The sequence below is a fragment of the Noviherbaspirillum pedocola genome (genome assembly GCF_016632335.1).
GTDB lineage: Bacteria > Pseudomonadota > Gammaproteobacteria > Burkholderiales > Burkholderiaceae_D > Noviherbaspirillum_A > Noviherbaspirillum_A pedocola.
This window is the reverse complement of the sequence record NZ_JAEPBG010000002.1, coordinates 73368-90219: the sequence shown is the minus strand read 5'-3', so window position 1 is coordinate 90219 and position 16852 is coordinate 73368. Positions and strand designations below refer to the sequence as shown.

Here is a 16852-nt window from a genome sequence, read left to right as displayed (position 1 = left end):
GCTATGCGCTCAATCGATGGCGCCCGCGAGCGCCACCCCCGACAGACAGGCGTTTTCTATTCTCCCCGCGCCCTCGAGGCCACAATCGAACCAGTCGCCGCAGGCGCCGATGCGGCGCGCGCGGTCCCACAGGAAGGACCCCGGCAAGGTCTGCTGCGCCTGCGCATACGGCCAGCGATGCACTGCCGCATGCACCGGCTGCACCGCCGTGCCGGTGGCGTCATGAAAGGCGCGCAGCAGCTTTTCCTTCGCCCGTTCCGGGTCTTCCATCAGATGTTCCTCGCTCCATGCCGCGCTGGCATGGGCGACCCAGTGTTCACCGGGGCGTCGCTGCGGCTTGGAAGCGTCCTGCGCGATCCAGGACAACCGCCCGCCTTCGAGCCAGGCGCCATCGTAACGCAAGCCCAGCGGCTCGGAGAACGCCAGCATCAGCGACCAGCACGGCGCCATGCGGATCTGGGCCGCCTGTGCCGCAAGTTCCGGCGCCGGCTCGTTCGTCAGCAACGCGGCCTGGTCTGCAGGCATGGCCAGGATCACCGCATCGAAAGGACCGGCGCTGGCTTCGATAGCCACGGTATCGGACTCGATCTTCAGCAGCCATTGATTGCCATGCGGACGGATCGCATTCACCCGCTGCCCCTTGCGCACATCGACTGCCAGCGCAAGCTGCTGCGCCAGCGCGCCCATGCCGGGCACCGCCACCAGGCGCTGCTGACCACGCCCGGCGGGCTGCGTGCCGTCAGCGCCGATAGCCACCAGCTTGCCGCTCCACGGCGCGGCCCAGCCGGCCTTGCGCCAGGCATTCACCCGCTTGCTGAAGGCCTCGCTTTGCGCGGTGAAGTACTGCGCCCCGAAGTCGAAGCCGCCGAGCTCGGTCTGGCAGGTGCGGGTGCGGCCGCCGGCGTCTTCATGTTTTTCGTAAACGGTGACGGTGTGGCGCGCAACCAGGAGTTCGCGCGCGCAGGAAAGGCCGGCAAGGCCGGCGCCGATGATGGCAATGTGCATGGTGATCGGACTCGTTTGAATGATGACCTACGCTGAAAAATGCGCGGACATGAAAAAGCCGTTCATGGCCTTATCGCCATGAACGGCTCTTCGCTTGCCGCATCGGGGTGCGCTCGCCTATCCCTTATTCCTCTGCGGCCTCGGGCCAGTCGCGGATATAAGCCTTGAGCATGCGGTTCTCAAAACTCTGCGCCTCGAACACCGCCTTGGCCACGTCGTAGAAGGAGATCACGCCGAACAGCGTCTTCGCATCCACCACCGGCACATAACGCGCATGACGTTCCAGCATCAGGCGGCGCACTTCATTGATGTCGGTTTCGGGCGTAATCGTGATCGGATGGTCGTCCATGTACCTGCGTACCGTGCCGGCGCCGATCTGGCCGCCATTTGTATGCACTGCCTTGACGACCTCACGGAAGGTCAGCATGCCGACCAGCTCGCCGAATTCCATCACGACTACCGAACCGATATCCCTTTCGGCCATCGTCGCGACCGCTTCGCTGATCGGCGTCTCCGGAGTCACCGTGTACAGGATGTCTCCCTTGACCTTGAGGATTTCAGATACTTTCATGTCCCACCCTAGCCGTTGTTGTTCTGCCTCCGCGCAATGTAGCTGATGCGTTATCAAAAATCCAGCGCGAAGCCGGCAACGATCCGCTCTAGAATGTAGCGCAATCAATGAGGAGACAAACCCTGCCATGAGCCAACCCCGCTATCCGGGCTTCGACACGCTGGCGCTGCATGCCGGCGCCGCGCCCGATCCCGCCACCGGCGCGCGCGCCACTCCCATTCATTTCACCACTTCCTATGTATTCCAGGATTCGGATCATGCGGCCTCGCTTTTCAACATGGAACGTTCGGGCCATGTGTATTCGCGCATCTCGAATCCGACCAACGCGGTACTGGAGGAACGCATCGCCGCACTCGAAGGCGGCGCAGCCGGCATCGCGGTAGCCAGCGGCCAGGCGGCGCTGCATCTCGGACTGGCAACGATTGCCGGCGCCGGATCACACGTGGTCGCCTCGCGCGCGCTGTATGGCGGCTCGCAGAATCTGCTGGCCTACACCATGAAGCGCTTCGGCATCGAAACGACGTTTGTCGATCCGCGCGATCCCGATGCCTGGCGCGCCGCGATCCGTCCTGAAACGAAGGTCCTGTTCGCCGAGACGCTTGGCAACCCAGGGCTCGATGTGCTCGACGTGCCGACGGTGGCTGCGATCGCGCATGAGCATCATTTGCCATTGATGGTCGACTCCACCTTCACCACGCCATGGCTGATGAAGCCGCTGGAACTGGGTGCGGACCTGGTGTTTCACTCGGCCACCAAGTTCCTGTGCGGACACGGCACCGCGGTTGGCGGCTTGCTGGTCGATGGCGGCACTTTCGATTGGGAGCGAGCGCATGCGGCCAGCGGCCGTTTCGGCGAACTGTGCGAACCGTATGACGGCTTTCACGGCATGGTGTTCTCCGAGGAGTCGAGCGTTGCGCCCTTCGCGTTGCGCGCCCGCCGCGAAGGCCTGCGCGACTTTGGCGCAGTGATGAGCCCGCACAATGCCTTCGCCATCCTGCAGGGCATCGAAACGCTGCCGCTGCGCATGGAGCGGCATGTGGCCAATACCCGCCGCGTGGTCGAGTTCCTGGCCGCGCATGCCATGATCGAGTCGGTGTCTTATCCCGAGCTGCCCGAGCATCCGGACCATGCGCTGGCGCAGCGCCTGTTGCCGCGCGGCTGCGGCGCAGTGTTTTCCTTCAGCCTGCGCGGCGACCGCGCCGCGGGCCGGCGCTTCGTCGAGGCACTGCAATTGTTCTCGCACTTGGCCAATGTCGGCGATGCGAAGTCGCTGGTGATTCATCCAGCCTCCACCACGCATTTCCGCGTGCCCGCCGAGCAATTGCGCGCGGCCGGCATCACCGAAGGCACGATGCGCTTGTCGGTTGGACTGGAAGATGCGGACGACCTGATCGAAGACCTGGCGCGCGGCCTGAAGGCGGCCGGCAAGGGAGCATGAGCATGCTGCTGCGTATCGATGGAAACGAGGCCTATTGCTACACCGGCGGCAAACGCTTCGATGCTTCCCTGCCGACCGTGGTGTTCGTGCATGGCGCGCAAAATGATCATTCGGTCTGGGCCTTGCAGACCCGTTATTTCGCCCATCATGGTTATGGCGTGCTGGCCGTGGACTTTCCCGGGCATGGCAGAAGTGCCGGACCGGCGCTGACGAGCATCGAGGCAATGAGCGCCTGGCTGCAAAGCCTGCTCGATGCCGTTGGCGTTGAACGTGCGATGTTGATCGGACACAGCATGGGATCGCTGGCAGCGCTCGAAACCGCGGCTTCTGCGCCCCAGCGTGTCGCGCGGCTGGCCCTGGTTGGCACTGCCTATCCGATGCGCGTCTCCGAAGCGCTGCTCGATGCGGCCCTGCACGACGAAGCGCGCGCGATCGACATGGTCAACATCTGGTCGCATTCGACGATGTCGCCCAAGCCGTCCTGCCCTGCCCCGGGCTTCAACGTCATCGGCGCTTCGCGGCGACTGATGCAGCAGGTATCGCAGCGCGGGCCCGACCATCTGTTCCATACCGACTTCAGCGTTTGCAATGCCTACGGCAACGGCGAGGCAGCCGCAGCAGCCGTGCGTTGTCCGACGCTGCTGCTGCTCGGCAGCCGCGACATGATGACGCCGCCGCGCGCCGCAGCCGGGCTGGGCAAAGCTATCGCCGGCGCGCGCACCTGCCGCATCGAAGGCAGCGGACATGCGTTGATGGCCGAACAGCCGGATGCGGTGCTGGAGGCGCTATACGGCTTTGCGCGGGAAGACTGACGCGTTTGCAGGCAACGGGGAAAACGCTTCCGCCAGCGTCGCAGCGAGTCCCGCCTCCACCGCTGCCTCGACGCGCTGTGCCATCGGCGTGTCGATGGCAGCAAAGGCGAACAGGCGATACACGTCGGCAAGGCGCAGTTGCTCGGGATTAACCAGCAGCGTCCAGCGATCCTGGCCTTGGTCGCGACGGCGGCCAAGCGGCAGACGCGCAGGCGCTTCCGTGTGCAGCCGCGCGACCCAGCCGGCATCCAGCATCTGCTGCAGCAACTGCTCGCTTTCGTCGAAGCCGATGCGGGTGCGTTGACGCAGTGTGTTGGCGTCCACCGCAGCAAACGCATCGTGCCGCGCCTGATATAGCACTTCGAGCAGCGCCACCGCGTCGAGAAACACGCCTCCGGGCGTGGGTTGATGCCACCACCGTTCGTGCCGCACCACGGGAAGCGCGGCCGAGATCACTGCGCCGACCAGCGTAATCAACCAGCCGAGGTACACCCAGACCAGGAACAGCGGCACCGCGGCCAGCGTGCCATAAAGCACCGTGTAGGTTGGAAAGCGGCCGATGAACAGGGCAAAGAGCCGCTTCGTCACTTCGAATGCCAGCGCCGCGAACAATCCGCCCCAAGCCGCATCCGTAGGTCGCACCAGGCGGTTCGGCACCACCAGGTACAACAGCGTGAACGCGCCGCAGGACAGGCCCAGCGACAGCAAGCCGTAGGCCAGTTCGCCAAGCAGCGGAATACGCTTGACCATGCCATTGGTCGCGGTGAACAGATAGCCGGTGAGGCTAAAGGAGACACCGATCAGCAAGGGGCCGAGCGTGATCACGGCCCAGTACATCAGGATGCGCTGCACGAAAGGCCGCTCGGCGCGCACACGCCAGATGCGGTTCAAGGTACGGTCAACCGTGCCGATCATGGCCACTGCCGTCAGTATCAGTGCCACCGCGCCGACCGCGGACAGCTTGGTCGCCTGGCGGGCGAACTGGTTCAGGTAATTCAGGATGGTGTTGGCAATGCCGGGCGGCATCAGGTTGCGCAACAGATAGGATTCGAGCGCATCACGGAAGGCGTTGAACAGCGGGAAGGTAGTGAAGATCGCAAACGCAATCGTCAACAGCGGCACCAGCGCCAGCACCATCGTGAAGGTCAGGCTGCCCGCCACCTGCGGCAATCGTTCCTCGCGCAGTCGCCGCATCGCGAAAAGGAGCAGGTCGCGCATGCGCAGATGCGGCTGGTCCGCCGGCAAAGGAGATTCGACAAAGCGCATGCTTGATCCGGGCAGCCTCGGGGTTTGGTCTACACAAAGCCCCTATAATACCAAGCATGACTCAGCGCCCGCTCACCCTGCTTGTCCTCTACTACTCCCGGCATGGAGCTACCCGCAAAATGGCAGACCTGATCTGTCAGGGAATCGATGGCGTGCCCGGTTGCGAAGCCCGTCTGCGCACCGTTCCCGCGGTATCGACAGTGACCGAAGCCAGCGCGCCGGCCATACCCGGTGACGGACCGCCCTATGTGGAAAGGGAAGATCTGGCCGAATGCGATGGCCTGGCGCTAGGCTCGCCAACCCGATTCGGCAACATGGCTGCGGCAATGAAATATTTCTGGGACGGCACCAGCGCCGAATGGCTGGCCGGCACCCTCGCCGGCAAACCGGCCTGCGTATTCACCTCCACCGGCAGCCTGCACGGTGGCCAGGAATCGACGCTGCTGTCGATGATGCTGCCACTGCTGCATCATGGCATGCTGCTGCTCGGTCTGCCCTATACCCATCCGGAACTGATGACCACTGCCAGCGGCGGCTCGCCCTACGGCGCAAGCCATTGGGCCGGTCTGAACGGCGATCGGCAGTTATCGGAAGACAGTCGCAACCTCACGATCGCGCTCGGCAAGCGTTTGGCGCAAACCGCCTTGAAACTGCGAGGCTTATGATGGAAAACCGCATGCAACGATTCTGCTACGCTGGGGCAGTGACCAGCCTCGCCGCGCTGATCGCCCTGTGCATCGCCTGGGAAACCGTGCTCGCGCCGCTGCGTCCGGGCGGCTCCTGGCTGGCGCTGAAGGTGCTGCCCCTGCTGCTGCCATTGCGCGGCATCCTCAAACGCGACATCTACACGCTGCAATGGTCGTCGATGCTGATCCTGCTTTATCTGGCCGAAGGCGTCGTGCGCGGCCTCACCGACCGCGACATGTCGGCGATCCTGGCCTGGATCGAAGTAGCGCTGGTATGCATCTTCTTCGTCTGCTCGCTGCTGTATCTGCGCCCATACAAGCGGGCGGCGAAGATGCTGGCGCGGCAAGTCATCAAGAAAGCTTCGGAATCCGTCAATGAATAATTTTCTCGACCTTTGCCGCGAGACCATCGGCGCCTCGCATGTGATCACCGACGCGGCTGACATGGCCGGCTATCTGACGGATTGGCGCCGTCGCTTCACCGGCCGCGCGCTGGCAGTGCTGCGGCCAGGAAGCACCGAGGAAGTGGCGGCGCTGGTGCGTCTGTGCCGGCAGTTCGGCGTGCCGATGGTGCCGCAGGGCGGCAACACCGGTCTGGTGCTGGGCAGCGTGCCAGACGACACAGGCAATGAAGTCGTGCTGTCGCTCGGCCGCATGAACCGCATCCGCGCGGTCGATACGGTCAATAACACGATGACTGTCGATGCTGGCTGCGTGCTGGCGACGATACAGAACACGGCGGCCGAAGCCGAGCGCCTGTTTCCGCTGTCCCTCGCCGCTGAAGGCAGCTGCACTATCGGCGGCAATCTCGCCAGCAATGCTGGGGGCACCGGCGTGCTGCGCTACGGTAATGCGCGCGAGCTCTGCCTGGGGCTTGAAGTCGTGACGGCGCAGGGCGAAATCTGGGATGGCCTGCGAGGACTGCGCAAGGACAATACCGGCTACGACCTGCGCGACCTGTACATCGGCTCGGAAGGCACGCTCGGCATCATCACCGGCGCGGTGCTGAAGTTGTTCCCGCAACCAAAGGCCAAGGTCACCGCGCTGGCGGCGATGTCTTCGCCTGACGATGCGCTGGCCCTGCTGACGCTGGCGCAGGATCGATGCGGCGCCACGCTGACCGGCTTCGAACTGATGTCGCGCTTTTGCCTGGAACTGGTTGCCAAGCATTACCCGCAGATGCAGCCGCCCTTCCCGCAACCATATGCGCAGTATGTGCTGCTGGAGCTGTCGGACAGCGAGTCCGAGGAACATGCGATGAGCCTGTTTGAGAGCCTGATCACCGAGGCGCTCGAGACCAACAGAATTCAGGACGCGGTGGTGGCCGGATCACTGGCCCAGTCGCGCGCGCTGTGGGACCTGCGCGAGCATATCCCGCTGGCCCAGGCCAATGAGGGCAAGAACATCAAGCATGATGTGTCGGTGCCGATTTCGCGCATCGGCGACTTCATACGTGAAACCGATGCCCTGCTGCAGCAGGCCTTTCCCGGCATCCGCATGGTCACCTTCGGGCATCTTGGCGACGGCAATCTGCATTACAACGTTTCGCCGCCGCTGGGCGTGTCCGACGTGGAATTCATCGGGCGGCAGCACGAAGTCAACCAGGTCGTTCACGACAGCGTGCACCGGCATCTCGGTTCGATCTCGGCCGAGCATGGATTGGGCGCCCTGAAGCGTGATGAGATCCGGCAGTACAAGTCCGACGTCGAACTCGTGCTGATGGCCACCATCAAGCGGGCGCTCGATCCGGACAATCTGATGAACCCGGGCAAGGTTCTGCCAGCCTGATTTTCTTCCAATGCGACGAGGCCGCGCCGCCGCAAGGCAGCGCGGCCTTTGGCTATTTGCCTGCGGCCTTCTCAGCCCGGTCTTCGGGTAATCGTCCAGTCAAGAATGTAAACCCGGAAAATTGAACTGATTTCACACTTCTACCACTCAGTGTCCATTGCTTGCGCGGTTCTTCGCAAGCACCACGATGTCTGAGGTGACCGATGACACAAGCCTTCAATGATGATTTATTCATTGCATTTGCTGCGCTCACCGATCTGGATGCCGAGCATCTGCGCCATGGTGGGTCTTTCACGGTAGACGGCGTCGAATGCGCAATGCTCGCGGGACGGGATGGCGCAAACAACACGCTGAGCTGCCAGGTGGACTTCGGCCTACCGCCATCCGAAAGGATGACTGCCACTCTCTCCTCCCTGCTTGAGCTGAATTATCTGCAGGCCCCGCACGGCGCCTGCTTCACGATCGCGCCCGGCACAGGTCATGTCGTGTATGTGCTGAATCTCCCCATCAGCGAGATGAGCGCTGAAGATCTCGCCGCTGCCTTTGAGGCCTGCGCGACGCAGGCCAGAGAATGGCGCCAACATCATTTCCTCGATCAAACGCCAACGGAAGACTCTCGATCGCGGATGTCAGTCATGCAGCTTGCATGAGAACTGGCGTGCGGCTATGCGCCGCGATGCCTGCACAGCGCAATGCGCTTTCCTTCGATGTCCTCACAAAGAGAGGTGATCCATGCACTCTGTCATTGGCTCGCAGACACGTCGACAACTTATCCACTCGGTTTCACGGCCGACGCTGAGCAACAACTGCTCCAGGCGCACATTCGAGCAGCGGCAAACTCCCAATGCATGGCAGGCCAATACGGGCAATGTCGACCCGTCGCATTACCGCCAGGGCAAGCGTGCTTATCACGATCGCAAACCCATACCAGACGTGGCTTCGGCGATTGCAGTGCCAGCCCAGCTCGATGTAGCCGCGACGCTCAAGCATTTCGATCAGGCACTGCCGCAGGGAGCGCAATCACTGCCCGCTTTCATGCCCGTCATCGATACGTTGCTGCTGTCCATGACTTCACGCGGCATCGACAAGATCGGACGCCGGGAGGGCGCGGGCAATCTTCTGACCGCGCTTGCTTCCCTGCAAAGCGCGCAGAAGGTTCTGCTGTGCACTGGATTTAATGTCGCACCCGGGATGCCGGAAACCGATGGCCCGGTGGGCACGGCGATACTCGCCTATGCGTTGGCACGCTGCGGCAAGACACCAGTCGTTGTTGTCGATGAATTGAATGAGCCTTTGATGCGTGAAGCGCTGCGTGTGCTGGATCCTGCATTTGCGGCCAAGGTTCAGATCGAGAGAATGCCTGGCACGCATGAGGACCGCGCGGCACAGGCGCATCAGATGCTGCAAGGCATCCGACCTGACGTTGTGATGCATATCGAGGTTCCGGGTCGCAATAGCAAAGATATCTACAGCAACATGGTTGGGGTTTCGATCGACGACTATAACAAGCCCCACGATGAGCTGATGAACGTGGCGAATTGTGAAGGCATTCCAACGATAGGCGTAGGCGACGGTGGCAACGAGTCCGGAATGGGAGGCGCATTGAACGTACCGACCGCGATCAATGGCAATGAGATGCAGGCAGTCGTACCTGCAATGCATCAGATATTCGCGTGGAACTCGAATCTCGGCGCCATCGCTCCGGCAGAGCTTCTGATCGCATTCAATGAGGGAGCGTCGTCAAAGCATCGCGCCTGCACGGGTGTTCAGCTCGTGGAAATCATCAGCGCGTTGCTTAAGGGTGGCGCTGTGGACGGCGTTACGCGTGGATCGAAGCTCGATGAGAAAGGTGTGGATCGGAAGGGCCAACCTGCATACACGGCAGTCGATGGACATCCGTCTTCGCGTCATGTCGCCGATCTTGAAGCGTTGCATTCGATCGTCGATTTGATGCATACACTCAATTGCATCTGCTCAGGCACGCCTACCTGCTGACCGGTCGCTACTAATCGTTCGCATTCCAACGCAAGCTTGACCCGGCATGAACACGCGTCGATTCCATGCCGGGCCGAGCGTTGGAAATAGAGGTTTTTATCAGTGCTGCGGTACAGTACCGCGCCAGGCACCGGTTTCCTGCCCTTTGCCTTCCAGTAGTTCCTTGTAGCTCTTCAGATTGTTCTTCAACTGGAGCTTTACCATGCCCAACGCATCACCCACCTTCTCTTCGAAGGATTGCGGATCGTAGTCCATTTGCAGCGTCACGCGGGTAGTGTTGTCGGTGATCTTGTGGAAGGTGACAACGCCGGCATTCTTCACCCCGCCAGTGCTGCGCCATGCGATGCGCTTGTCCGGAATCTGCTCGGTGATTTCGGCATCCCACTCTTCTTCCTTGCCTGCCACGGAGGCACGCCAGTGCAGATGGGTATCGTCGATCTGCCGGATTTCGTGCACCGAGTCCATGAATTTCGGCAGTTCCTCAAATTGCGTCCACTGGTTGTAGGCAGTGCTGACCGGAACGTTCACATCGATACTATCCATCGTCGAAGACATCATTCCCGATGCGCGGGATTTCCCGAGTTGCTTGGAAAGTAGCATGCCGCCAACGGCGAGCGCGGCAATCGTCAATAGTCGATTCATGATTTGCATTTCCTCCGGATTGGGTTGGTGTTCATGAAGGCTTCTGGCGCCGGCGCATCGCGCTGAGTGCGCAGGCAAGCATGCCGAGTACATATGCCTTACTGACAATGACATCCGCAATTTAGTTCGTGGAGCATGACGCCGGTTTGCGTAGCAACGTCCGCCGCGTGCCGGTCTGCCAAGACACAGAGAGAAGATCGAGAAGAAGAGAAGAAGAAATCTGGCCTGCCCAAGAGGATTCGAACCTCTGACCCTCGGCTTAGAAGGCCGATGCTCTATCCAACTGAGCTATGGGCAGCGTGTTTCGCCTGAAACAGGCGCTGGAATGAAAACGGGCTGTCAAAGACAGCCCGCTGTGATGCTGGTCGGAGTACAAGGATTCGAACCTTGGACCCCCTGCTCCCAAAGCAGGTGCGCTACCGGGCTGCGCCACACTCCGAAGGAACCAGACTATACAGCAAGCCTACTGGTCGGTCAATTTGATGATGTACCGGCTCGAGCGCAGTGCAGATTAGGCGCGGATCTTGTCAGCAATCCTGTTTGCCATGCGTTCAGCGGTTTCCGCATTCTTTGCCTCAACCATCACGCGGATCAGCGGCTCGGTGCCGGACGGACGAATGAGTAACCGTCCTTCATTGCCCAGTTCCTGTTCCACCTTTTCTTTTTCATGCAGCACCGCCATGCTCGCTTGCCAGTCGTAGCCTGGCGTCACCCTTACATTGACCAGGGTTTGCGGATACAGCGCCAGATCCTCGGTACACTTCGCCAGGGAATCGCCACAGCGACGCAGTGCGGACAGTACCTGTAGCGCCGAGACGATGCCATCGCCGGTCGTATGCTTGTCCAGGCACAGCAAGTGGCCCGATCCCTCTCCGCCCAATTGCCACCCACGTTCCTGCAGCACTTCCAGTACGTAACGATCACCGACCTTTGCCCGAGCGAAGCCGATTCCCATTTCGCGGAAGGCAACTTCGAGCGCCATATTGGTCATCAGGGTCCCGACCACGCCGGGCACGGCCCCCAGCTTTTGCCGGTCTCGGACCATGATGTAGAGCAGCTCATCGCCGTTGTACAGACGTCCATTACTGTCAACCATCAGCAGCCGATCCGCATCGCCGTCCAACGCGATGCCGATATCAGCACCTCGCTCACGCACCGCGGCAATCAGGTTGTCCGGCGCGGTCGCACCATGAGCATCGTTGATGTTCATCCCATTCGGCTGGTTGCCAATGGCGAACACTTCGGCGCCAAGCTCATGAAACACATCCGGGGCGATGTGGTAAGCCGCGCCGTGCGCACAATCCACGACCAACTTCAGGCCGCGCAGGTCAAGCTCGTTCGGAAACGTACTCTTGCAAAATTCGATATAGCGCCCGCGCGCATCTTCCAGTCGTTTGGCGCGACCCAGTTTCTCAGAAGGCACGCATTCCAGCGGTGCCTCGAGCGCGTCTTCGATGGCCGATTCAGTTTCATCAGGCAACTTGTTGCCGGTAGCCGAAAAGAATTTGATGCCGTTATCGTGGAAGGGGTTGTGCGAAGCGGAAATCACCACGCCTGCAGAGAGACGCAATGCGCGAGTCAGATAGGCAACCGCCGGCGTAGGAAGCGGGCCTGCCAGCATGGTATCGACACCAGCGGCAGAAAAACCGGCTTCCAACGCGGCTTCGAGCATGTAGCCGGAAATACGGGTGTCCTTGCCTATGAGTACAACCGGTCGCGCATTGCCATGTTGTTCACCACGCACGAGAACTTTGCCAGCAGCGAAACCGAGTCGCATCACAAAGTCTGGGGTGATAGGAGCTTCACCCACCGTTCCTCGAACACCGTCGGTGCCAAAATATTTTCTTTTCATAAATCATTTCCGTTTGTACCGGGTTGGCTTAGCGAAGCGCCTGCCATACCTTTAATGCATCCACAGTGGCACCGACATCATGCACCCGCACAATATCGGCACCTTGCTGTGCGCACATGATTGCCGCAGCGACGCTCCCGACAACACGATCATCAACGGGTTTCCCGGTGATGGTGCCAATTATGGACTTGCGCGACACTCCCACTAGTAGAGGGAAATCAAGTTGCTGTCGCAACAATGCAATGTATTTCAATAGAGCAATATTATGCGCTGTAGTTTTCCCGAAGCCAATTCCTGGATCGATACAAAGTCGGCCTCGAGCAACACCGGCATTCAACAGCTCCTGCGTCCGCTCGTGCAGAAAGCTTTGGACTTCAGCGCATACATCGTCGTAATGCGGCTGGACCTGCATCGTTGCCGGGTCGTTTTGCATGTGCATCACGCAAATACCGCAATCACTACCTTCCAGCGCCTCTAATGCGCCCGTCGCACGAAATCCATTGACGTCATTGATCATGTCCGCGCCGGCCACAAGCGCTTCGCGCATTACCAGCGGATTGCGAGTATCCACGGATATAGGTTTGCCGCAATCTCGCAGCGCATATAACACTGGAAGCAAACGTTCCAATTCTTCCGCCACTGGCAAGGGATCGATGCCTGGACGAGTCGACTCGGCACCGATATCGACAATATCCGCGCCCTCAGCGATCATTTGCTCGGCACGGTCGATGGCACTCTCCAAGGCTTGATAACGACCGCCATCGGAGAAGGAATCGGGCGTGACATTGAGTATGCCCATTACCAAGGGGCGTGACCCCGGGCCATTCAGCGGTAGCCTGTAGCGACCGCAAATCATGGTGGATTGCATGCCGAATTCCAAAACAAGAAAGGCGAGGATTTTACTCCTCGCCTTTCTTGTTGCTGATGGAATTACAAGTTTCTAGCTCGATGGCGCGTTTGCGTTAGGCCGGTGCCGGCGCCGTCGGAGTCAATCCGCCGCTGTTGCTATCCGGCGTGCGCCGTGGCGGCACACCGGATTTCGGCGGACGCGGTTCGCGGCCTTCCATGATGTCGTTGATCTGGTCCGCATCGATGGTCTCCCATTCGAGCAGCGTATTGGCCATCAAATCCACCTTGGCCTTGTTCTCCTCAATCAGGCGGCGCGACAGCGCATATTGCGTATCCAGAATGCTGCGAATTTCCTGATCGACCTTTTGCTGCGTCGCCTCGGATACGGTCTTTGCGGACATGCGTCCGAAATAGTTATCCTGCTCGGCATCTTCGTAGACCATCGTGCCCAAGGTTTCCGACATGCCGTAACGCGTCACCATGGCACGTGCCAGTTTGGTCGCGCGCTCGAAGTCGTTTGAAGCGCCGGTGGACATCTGATGCATGAACACTTCTTCAGCAATACGTCCGGCGAACAGGATCGCGATTTCCTCGAGCATCTTGTCCTTGTACATATTGACGCGGTCATGCTCGGGCAGTTGCCACGTCAGACCCAAGGCAAAACCGCGCGGCATGATCGTTACCTTGTGCACCGGATCCGCTTTGGGCAACAGCTTGGCAACCACTGCGTGACCAGACTCATGGTAAGCGGTATTGCGGCGCTCTTCCTCGCGCATGACGGCGGACTTGCGCTCCGGACCCATGACGATCTTGTCCTTCGCATCTTCAAAATCCTGCATTTCCACCAGACGCTTGTTGCGTCGGGCAGCAAACAGAGCCGCTTCATTGACCAGGTTCGCAAGATCGGCGCCAGAGAAACCCGGCGTACCGCGCGCCAGCACATCCGCCTTGACGTCCGGAGCAATCGGCACCTTGCGCATATGCACGTAAAGAATCTGCTCGCGACCGCGAATATCCGGCAAACCGACGATCACCTGTCGATCGAAACGGCCGGGACGCAGCAGCGCCTTGTCCAGCACGTCAGCGCGGTTGGTTGCAGCAATGACGATGACACCGGTGTTGGCTTCGAAACCATCCATCTCGACCAGCAACTGGTTCAGCGTCTGCTCGCGTTCATCGTTACCGCCGCCCATGCCGGCGCCACGATGGCGACCGACCGCGTCGATCTCGTCGATGAAGATAATGCAGGGCGAATGCTTTTTCGCATTCTCGAACATGTCGCGGACGCGGGAAGCACCCACGCCGACAAACATCTCGACAAAGTCCGAACCGGAGATGGTGAAGAACGGGACTTTCGCTTCGCCGGCGATTGCGCGGGCGAGCAAGGTTTTACCGGTACCCGGCGGGCCAACCATCAGCACGCCACGCGGGATGCGACCACCCAGCTTCTGGAACTTGGTCGGATCGCGCAGGAAGTCGACCAGCTCCTGCACCTCTTCCTTGGCTTCATCGCAACCCGCCACGTCGGCGAAGGTAATCGCATTGCTGTTCTCATCCAGCATGCGCGCCTTGGATTTGCCAAAGGAGAATGCGCCTCCCTTGCCGCCGCCCTGCATCTGACGCATGAAAAACACCCAGACGCCGATCAGCAGCAGCATCGGGAACCAGGAAATGAAAACTTGGGAAAGGAAGGATGGCGGTTCCGGTTGCTTGACGTCGAACTTCACGTCGTTATTGACCAGGTCGCCGATCAGGCCGCGGTCGAGATTGGTGACCGTCGCCTTGATCTTCTTGCCATCCACCGTGGTCGCAATAATGCTGCGATCCTCAATGGTAGCCTCCTTGATATGCTTGGCCTTCACCTCGTCCAGGAAGTCCGAATACGCTATGGGCGTTGCGCCACCGGACAGGCCGCGGTCATCGAACTGTTTAAAAACAGTAAAGAGGACCAAGGCAATCACCACCCATATGGCGGCTTTGGAAAACATGTTGTTCACTAGAACTCCTTAGGCTCAGGAAAGGCCCCTCTCACGGACGAATTGATTCTACCCGCAATAGAACCCGCTTACTAGGCACGATATCGGGCCGAATCCGGGCTGAATCAAGAGCAAAAAGTGCGAAAAATTGACTCAACCGGGGTTTTTTAACACTTTGCCCAACAAAAAGACTTCGGAAGATTTGTCCCTGCTTGCCTTCGGTTTTTTCTGAATCACGGTTTTGAATTCGCTCCGGAATTTCGCAAGAATCTCATTAAAACCGGTTCCGTTGAAACATTTGACGAGAAGACTGCCCGAAGGTTTCAGATGGGCACGTGCAAAATCAAGCGCCAGGTCAATGATGTGCTCGACCCGCGCGGCATCGGTGACGGCGATGCCGGACAGATTCGGCGCCATGTCCGACAGCACCAAGTCCACCTTCCGATCGCCGACGACTTGTTCCAGCTGAGTCAGCACATCGTCCTCGCGAAAGTCGCCAAGAATGAAGTGCACATCGGCAATCGGCTCCATCGGCAGCATGTCCAGTCCGATGATGATGCCGTCTATGCCGCCGCCCGGCTTTCCGGCCAGCTTCTGGCGCGCATATTGTGACCAGCTGCCGGGCGTACTACCCAGGTCGACAATGATCTGGCCCGGTCGTATCAGCTTCTCGGCTTCGTCGATTTCCTTAAGCTTGTAGGCCGCACGGGCCCGGAAACCTTCCTTCTGCGCCAGCTTCACATAGGGATCGTTGACATGATCGTGAAGCCAGTTTTTGTTCAATTTGTTCTTGGCCATTCGCTTAAAATACCGCTTTTAAAGGATAGTCATGCTTAAACTCACACCCGCAGAGCGCAGCGCTTTGCGTTCCGAAGCTCACGGCCTCAATCCCATCGTCCTGATCGGCGATGCCGGCCTGACGCCGGCGGTCATGAAGGAAATCGATGCCGGCCTCAATGCCCACGGCCTGATCAAGGTACGCGTCTTTGGCGACGACCGCGATGAACGCATCGCCATCTACGACAAGATTTGCAATGAATTGGGCGCAGCGCCGATTCAGCATATCGGCAAACTGCTGGTGGTGTACCGACCGAAGCAGGAAGAGAAGAAAGCGCGCGGCACCAGAAAGGCAGGCGGCTTGCGCGAAGTCACCATCGTCAAGCCGAGCGCGAGCGGCACCAAGCGTCCTTCAGTTACCCGCGTGCTGGTCAAGGGAAATGAACGGGTCACCGCGGGCGGCAATATCAAGCGCGCGAAACGGCGCCAGACCAGTCAAAAGAAATCAGCTCTCGGCCGCGGTTGACGCGTGGCGGACGCATTTCCGGCAGCGCTTGCCTTCGTCCCCATCCGCGAGACGCAGACGCAGCCCGCCGGCCAAATGGCTGAGCAGAGAAAATCGAAATACCGGCTTTCTCTTCAGCCCTCTTTCTAGACGTAACGCACTTCCAGGACTTCGTATTCGCGTATGCCCGCCGGCGCCTGAACTTCCGCGACATCACCCGCCGACTTGCCAATCAAGGCGCGCGCGATCGGCGACGTGATGGATACTTTGTTTTCCTTCAGGTCAGCTTCGTCGACGCCGACGATCTGATAAGTGACCTCGTCGCCGCTCTCCAAGTCTTCCAGCACCACCGTCGAGCCGAATACGACGCGCCCATCCTTGTCCAGCAATGACGGATCGATGATTTGCGCAGCGCTCAGCTTGCCTTCGAGTTCTGCGATCCGACCCTCGATGAAGCTCTGGCGCTCCTTGGCGGCATCGTATTCAGCGTTTTCGGACAGATCACCCTGCGCGCGCGCTTCGGCGATGGCGCTGATGACGGCCGGACGATCCTTCGATTTCAGGCGCGCCAATTCCTGCTTCAGCAATTCCGCGCCGTGCTTGGTGATGGGAACAGAACTCATATTTTTATCCGCCTAAATGAAAACCACAGAGGCCGCAAGAAGAATTCCCCGGCGTACCGGGGAATTC

At 60.0% G+C, this 16852-nt stretch carries 17 protein-coding genes and 2 tRNA genes; 8 read left to right on the top strand and 11 right to left on the bottom strand.

Going from position 1 to position 16852, the window contains the following annotated elements; all coding sequences use genetic code 11:
• Positions 1-9: 9 nt before the first annotated feature.
• Together JJB74_RS05550 and JJB74_RS05545 are read right to left on the bottom strand one after the other, a co-directional pair.
• Positions 10-1005: an NAD(P)/FAD-dependent oxidoreductase gene (locus JJB74_RS05550; protein ID WP_200590847.1), complete on the bottom strand. Its 996-nt coding sequence runs from the start codon at positions 1003-1005 to the stop codon at positions 10-12.
• Positions 1006-1129: 124 nt separating this feature from the next.
• Positions 1130-1576 carry a CBS domain-containing protein gene (locus JJB74_RS05545; RefSeq protein WP_200590846.1) on the bottom strand — a complete coding sequence of 149 codons (447 nt, stop codon included), beginning with the start codon at positions 1574-1576 and terminating at the stop codon, positions 1130-1132.
• A 127-nt stretch (positions 1577-1703) separates the two neighbouring features.
• Here JJB74_RS05545 and JJB74_RS05540 point away from each other — a divergent pair, with 127 nt between their 5' ends.
• Both JJB74_RS05540 and JJB74_RS05535 read left to right on the top strand, forming a co-directional pair.
• The gene (locus JJB74_RS05540) at positions 1704-3014 is read left to right on the top strand and encodes an O-acetylhomoserine aminocarboxypropyltransferase (protein ID WP_200590845.1); all 1311 of its coding nucleotides are present in this window, start codon (positions 1704-1706) and stop codon (positions 3012-3014) included.
• A 2-nt stretch (positions 3015-3016) separates the two neighbouring features.
• A complete protein-coding gene (locus JJB74_RS05535) occupies positions 3017-3826 on the top strand; it encodes an alpha/beta fold hydrolase (RefSeq protein WP_200591359.1) in 810 nt (269 codons plus the stop codon).
• Here the strand turns inward: JJB74_RS05535 and JJB74_RS05530 are convergent.
• Entirely contained in the window at positions 3800-5092 is a 1293-nt protein-coding gene (locus tag JJB74_RS05530; RefSeq protein ID WP_200590844.1) for a YihY family inner membrane protein, read from the bottom strand. The genes JJB74_RS05535 and JJB74_RS05530 overlap by 27 nt on opposite strands.
• Before the next feature lie 56 nt (positions 5093-5148).
• On the opposite strand from JJB74_RS05530, the gene wrbA reads away from it, so the two are divergent.
• The 5 genes from wrbA (at position 5149) to JJB74_RS05505 (ending at position 9561) form a co-directional block, all read left to right on the top strand.
• Positions 5149-5757 (top strand): NAD(P)H:quinone oxidoreductase, encoded by a 609-nt coding sequence (gene wrbA / locus JJB74_RS05525; RefSeq protein ID WP_200590843.1) that lies wholly within the window; start codon positions 5149-5151, stop codon positions 5755-5757.
• An 11-nt stretch (positions 5758-5768) separates the two neighbouring features.
• Positions 5769-6161, top strand: a complete 393-nt coding sequence (locus tag JJB74_RS05520) for a DUF2069 domain-containing protein (RefSeq protein WP_234483999.1) — start codon at positions 5769-5771, stop codon at positions 6159-6161.
• Complete coding sequence (locus JJB74_RS05515; RefSeq protein WP_200590841.1) at positions 6154-7566, top strand: FAD-binding oxidoreductase; 1413 nt, start codon at positions 6154-6156, stop codon at positions 7564-7566. Before JJB74_RS05520 ends, JJB74_RS05515 begins: the two co-directional genes overlap by 8 nt.
• 203 nt (positions 7567-7769) lie before the next feature.
• Complete coding sequence (locus JJB74_RS05510) at positions 7770-8216, top strand: CesT family type III secretion system chaperone (RefSeq protein ID WP_200590840.1); 447 nt, start codon at positions 7770-7772, stop codon at positions 8214-8216.
• An 82-nt stretch (positions 8217-8298) separates the two neighbouring features.
• On the top strand, positions 8299-9561 hold the full coding sequence (locus JJB74_RS05505) for a glutamate cyclase domain-containing protein (RefSeq protein ID WP_200590839.1): 1263 nt from the start codon (positions 8299-8301) through the stop codon (positions 9559-9561).
• A gap of 99 nt (positions 9562-9660) precedes the next feature.
• Here the strand turns inward: JJB74_RS05505 and JJB74_RS05500 are convergent, their stop codons facing one another.
• The 7 genes from JJB74_RS05500 to JJB74_RS05470 form a co-directional block, all read right to left on the bottom strand.
• The gene (locus tag JJB74_RS05500) at positions 9661-10203 is read right to left on the bottom strand and encodes an SRPBCC family protein (RefSeq protein WP_234483998.1); all 543 of its coding nucleotides are present in this window, start codon (positions 10201-10203) and stop codon (positions 9661-9663) included.
• 221 nt (positions 10204-10424) lie between these two features.
• A tRNA-Arg gene (locus tag JJB74_RS05495) sits at positions 10425-10501 on the bottom strand.
• Positions 10502-10565: 64 nt separating this feature from the next.
• Positions 10566-10642 (bottom strand) — tRNA-Pro (locus JJB74_RS05490).
• Positions 10643-10714: 72 nt separating this feature from the next.
• Positions 10715-12055 carry a phosphoglucosamine mutase gene (gene glmM, locus JJB74_RS05485; protein WP_200590838.1) on the bottom strand — a complete coding sequence of 447 codons (1341 nt, stop codon included), beginning with the start codon at positions 12053-12055 and terminating at the stop codon, positions 10715-10717.
• A gap of 28 nt (positions 12056-12083) precedes the next feature.
• Positions 12084-12923, bottom strand: a complete 840-nt coding sequence (gene folP / locus JJB74_RS05480) for a dihydropteroate synthase (RefSeq protein ID WP_200590837.1) — start codon at positions 12921-12923, stop codon at positions 12084-12086.
• Between the two features lie 94 nt (positions 12924-13017).
• A complete protein-coding gene (gene ftsH, locus JJB74_RS05475) occupies positions 13018-14901 on the bottom strand; it encodes an ATP-dependent zinc metalloprotease FtsH (protein ID WP_200590836.1) in 1884 nt (627 codons plus the stop codon).
• Between the two features lie 132 nt (positions 14902-15033).
• Positions 15034-15678 (bottom strand): RlmE family RNA methyltransferase, encoded by a 645-nt coding sequence (locus tag JJB74_RS05470; RefSeq protein ID WP_200590835.1) that lies wholly within the window; start codon positions 15676-15678, stop codon positions 15034-15036.
• A 31-nt stretch (positions 15679-15709) separates the two neighbouring features.
• On the opposite strand from JJB74_RS05470, the gene JJB74_RS05465 reads away from it, so the two are divergent.
• Entirely contained in the window at positions 15710-16183 is a 474-nt protein-coding gene (locus JJB74_RS05465; protein WP_200590834.1) for a YhbY family RNA-binding protein, read from the top strand.
• A 125-nt stretch (positions 16184-16308) separates the two neighbouring features.
• Here the strand turns inward: JJB74_RS05465 and greA are convergent, their stop codons facing one another.
• Positions 16309-16785: a transcription elongation factor GreA gene (gene greA / locus JJB74_RS05460; RefSeq protein WP_200590833.1), complete on the bottom strand. Its 477-nt coding sequence runs from the start codon at positions 16783-16785 to the stop codon at positions 16309-16311.
• Positions 16786-16852: the final 67 nt, after the last annotated feature.

Coding starts and splice junctions, on each gene's coding strand:
- JJB74_RS05505 (WP_200590839.1), top strand. CDS start 8,299: ATGCACTCTGTCATTGGCTCGCAGACACGTCGACAACTTATCCACTCG.
- JJB74_RS05545 (WP_200590846.1), bottom strand. CDS start 1,576: ATGAAAGTATCTGAAATCCTCAAGGTCAAGGGAGACATCCTGTACACG.
- JJB74_RS05515 (WP_200590841.1), top strand. CDS start 6,154: ATGAATAATTTTCTCGACCTTTGCCGCGAGACCATCGGCGCCTCGCAT.
- JJB74_RS05465 (WP_200590834.1), top strand. CDS start 15,710: ATGCTTAAACTCACACCCGCAGAGCGCAGCGCTTTGCGTTCCGAAGCT.
- greA (WP_200590833.1), bottom strand. CDS start 16,785: ATGAGTTCTGTTCCCATCACCAAGCACGGCGCGGAATTGCTGAAGCAG.
- glmM (WP_200590838.1), bottom strand. CDS start 12,055: ATGAAAAGAAAATATTTTGGCACCGACGGTGTTCGAGGAACGGTGGGT.
- JJB74_RS05530 (WP_200590844.1), bottom strand. CDS start 5,092: ATGCGCTTTGTCGAATCTCCTTTGCCGGCGGACCAGCCGCATCTGCGC.
- JJB74_RS05500 (WP_234483998.1), bottom strand. CDS start 10,203: ATGAATCGACTATTGACGATTGCCGCGCTCGCCGTTGGCGGCATGCTA.
- JJB74_RS05470 (WP_200590835.1), bottom strand. CDS start 15,678: ATGGCCAAGAACAAATTGAACAAAAACTGGCTTCACGATCATGTCAAC.
- JJB74_RS05535 (WP_200591359.1), top strand. CDS start 3,017: ATGCTGCTGCGTATCGATGGAAACGAGGCCTATTGCTACACCGGCGGC.
- JJB74_RS05540 (WP_200590845.1), top strand. CDS start 1,704: ATGAGCCAACCCCGCTATCCGGGCTTCGACACGCTGGCGCTGCATGCC.
- wrbA (WP_200590843.1), top strand. CDS start 5,149: ATGACTCAGCGCCCGCTCACCCTGCTTGTCCTCTACTACTCCCGGCAT.
- folP (WP_200590837.1), bottom strand. CDS start 12,923: ATGCAATCCACCATGATTTGCGGTCGCTACAGGCTACCGCTGAATGGC.
- JJB74_RS05520 (WP_234483999.1), top strand. CDS start 5,769: ATGCAACGATTCTGCTACGCTGGGGCAGTGACCAGCCTCGCCGCGCTG.
- JJB74_RS05550 (WP_200590847.1), bottom strand. CDS start 1,005: ATGCACATTGCCATCATCGGCGCCGGCCTTGCCGGCCTTTCCTGCGCG.
- JJB74_RS05510 (WP_200590840.1), top strand. CDS start 7,770: ATGACACAAGCCTTCAATGATGATTTATTCATTGCATTTGCTGCGCTC.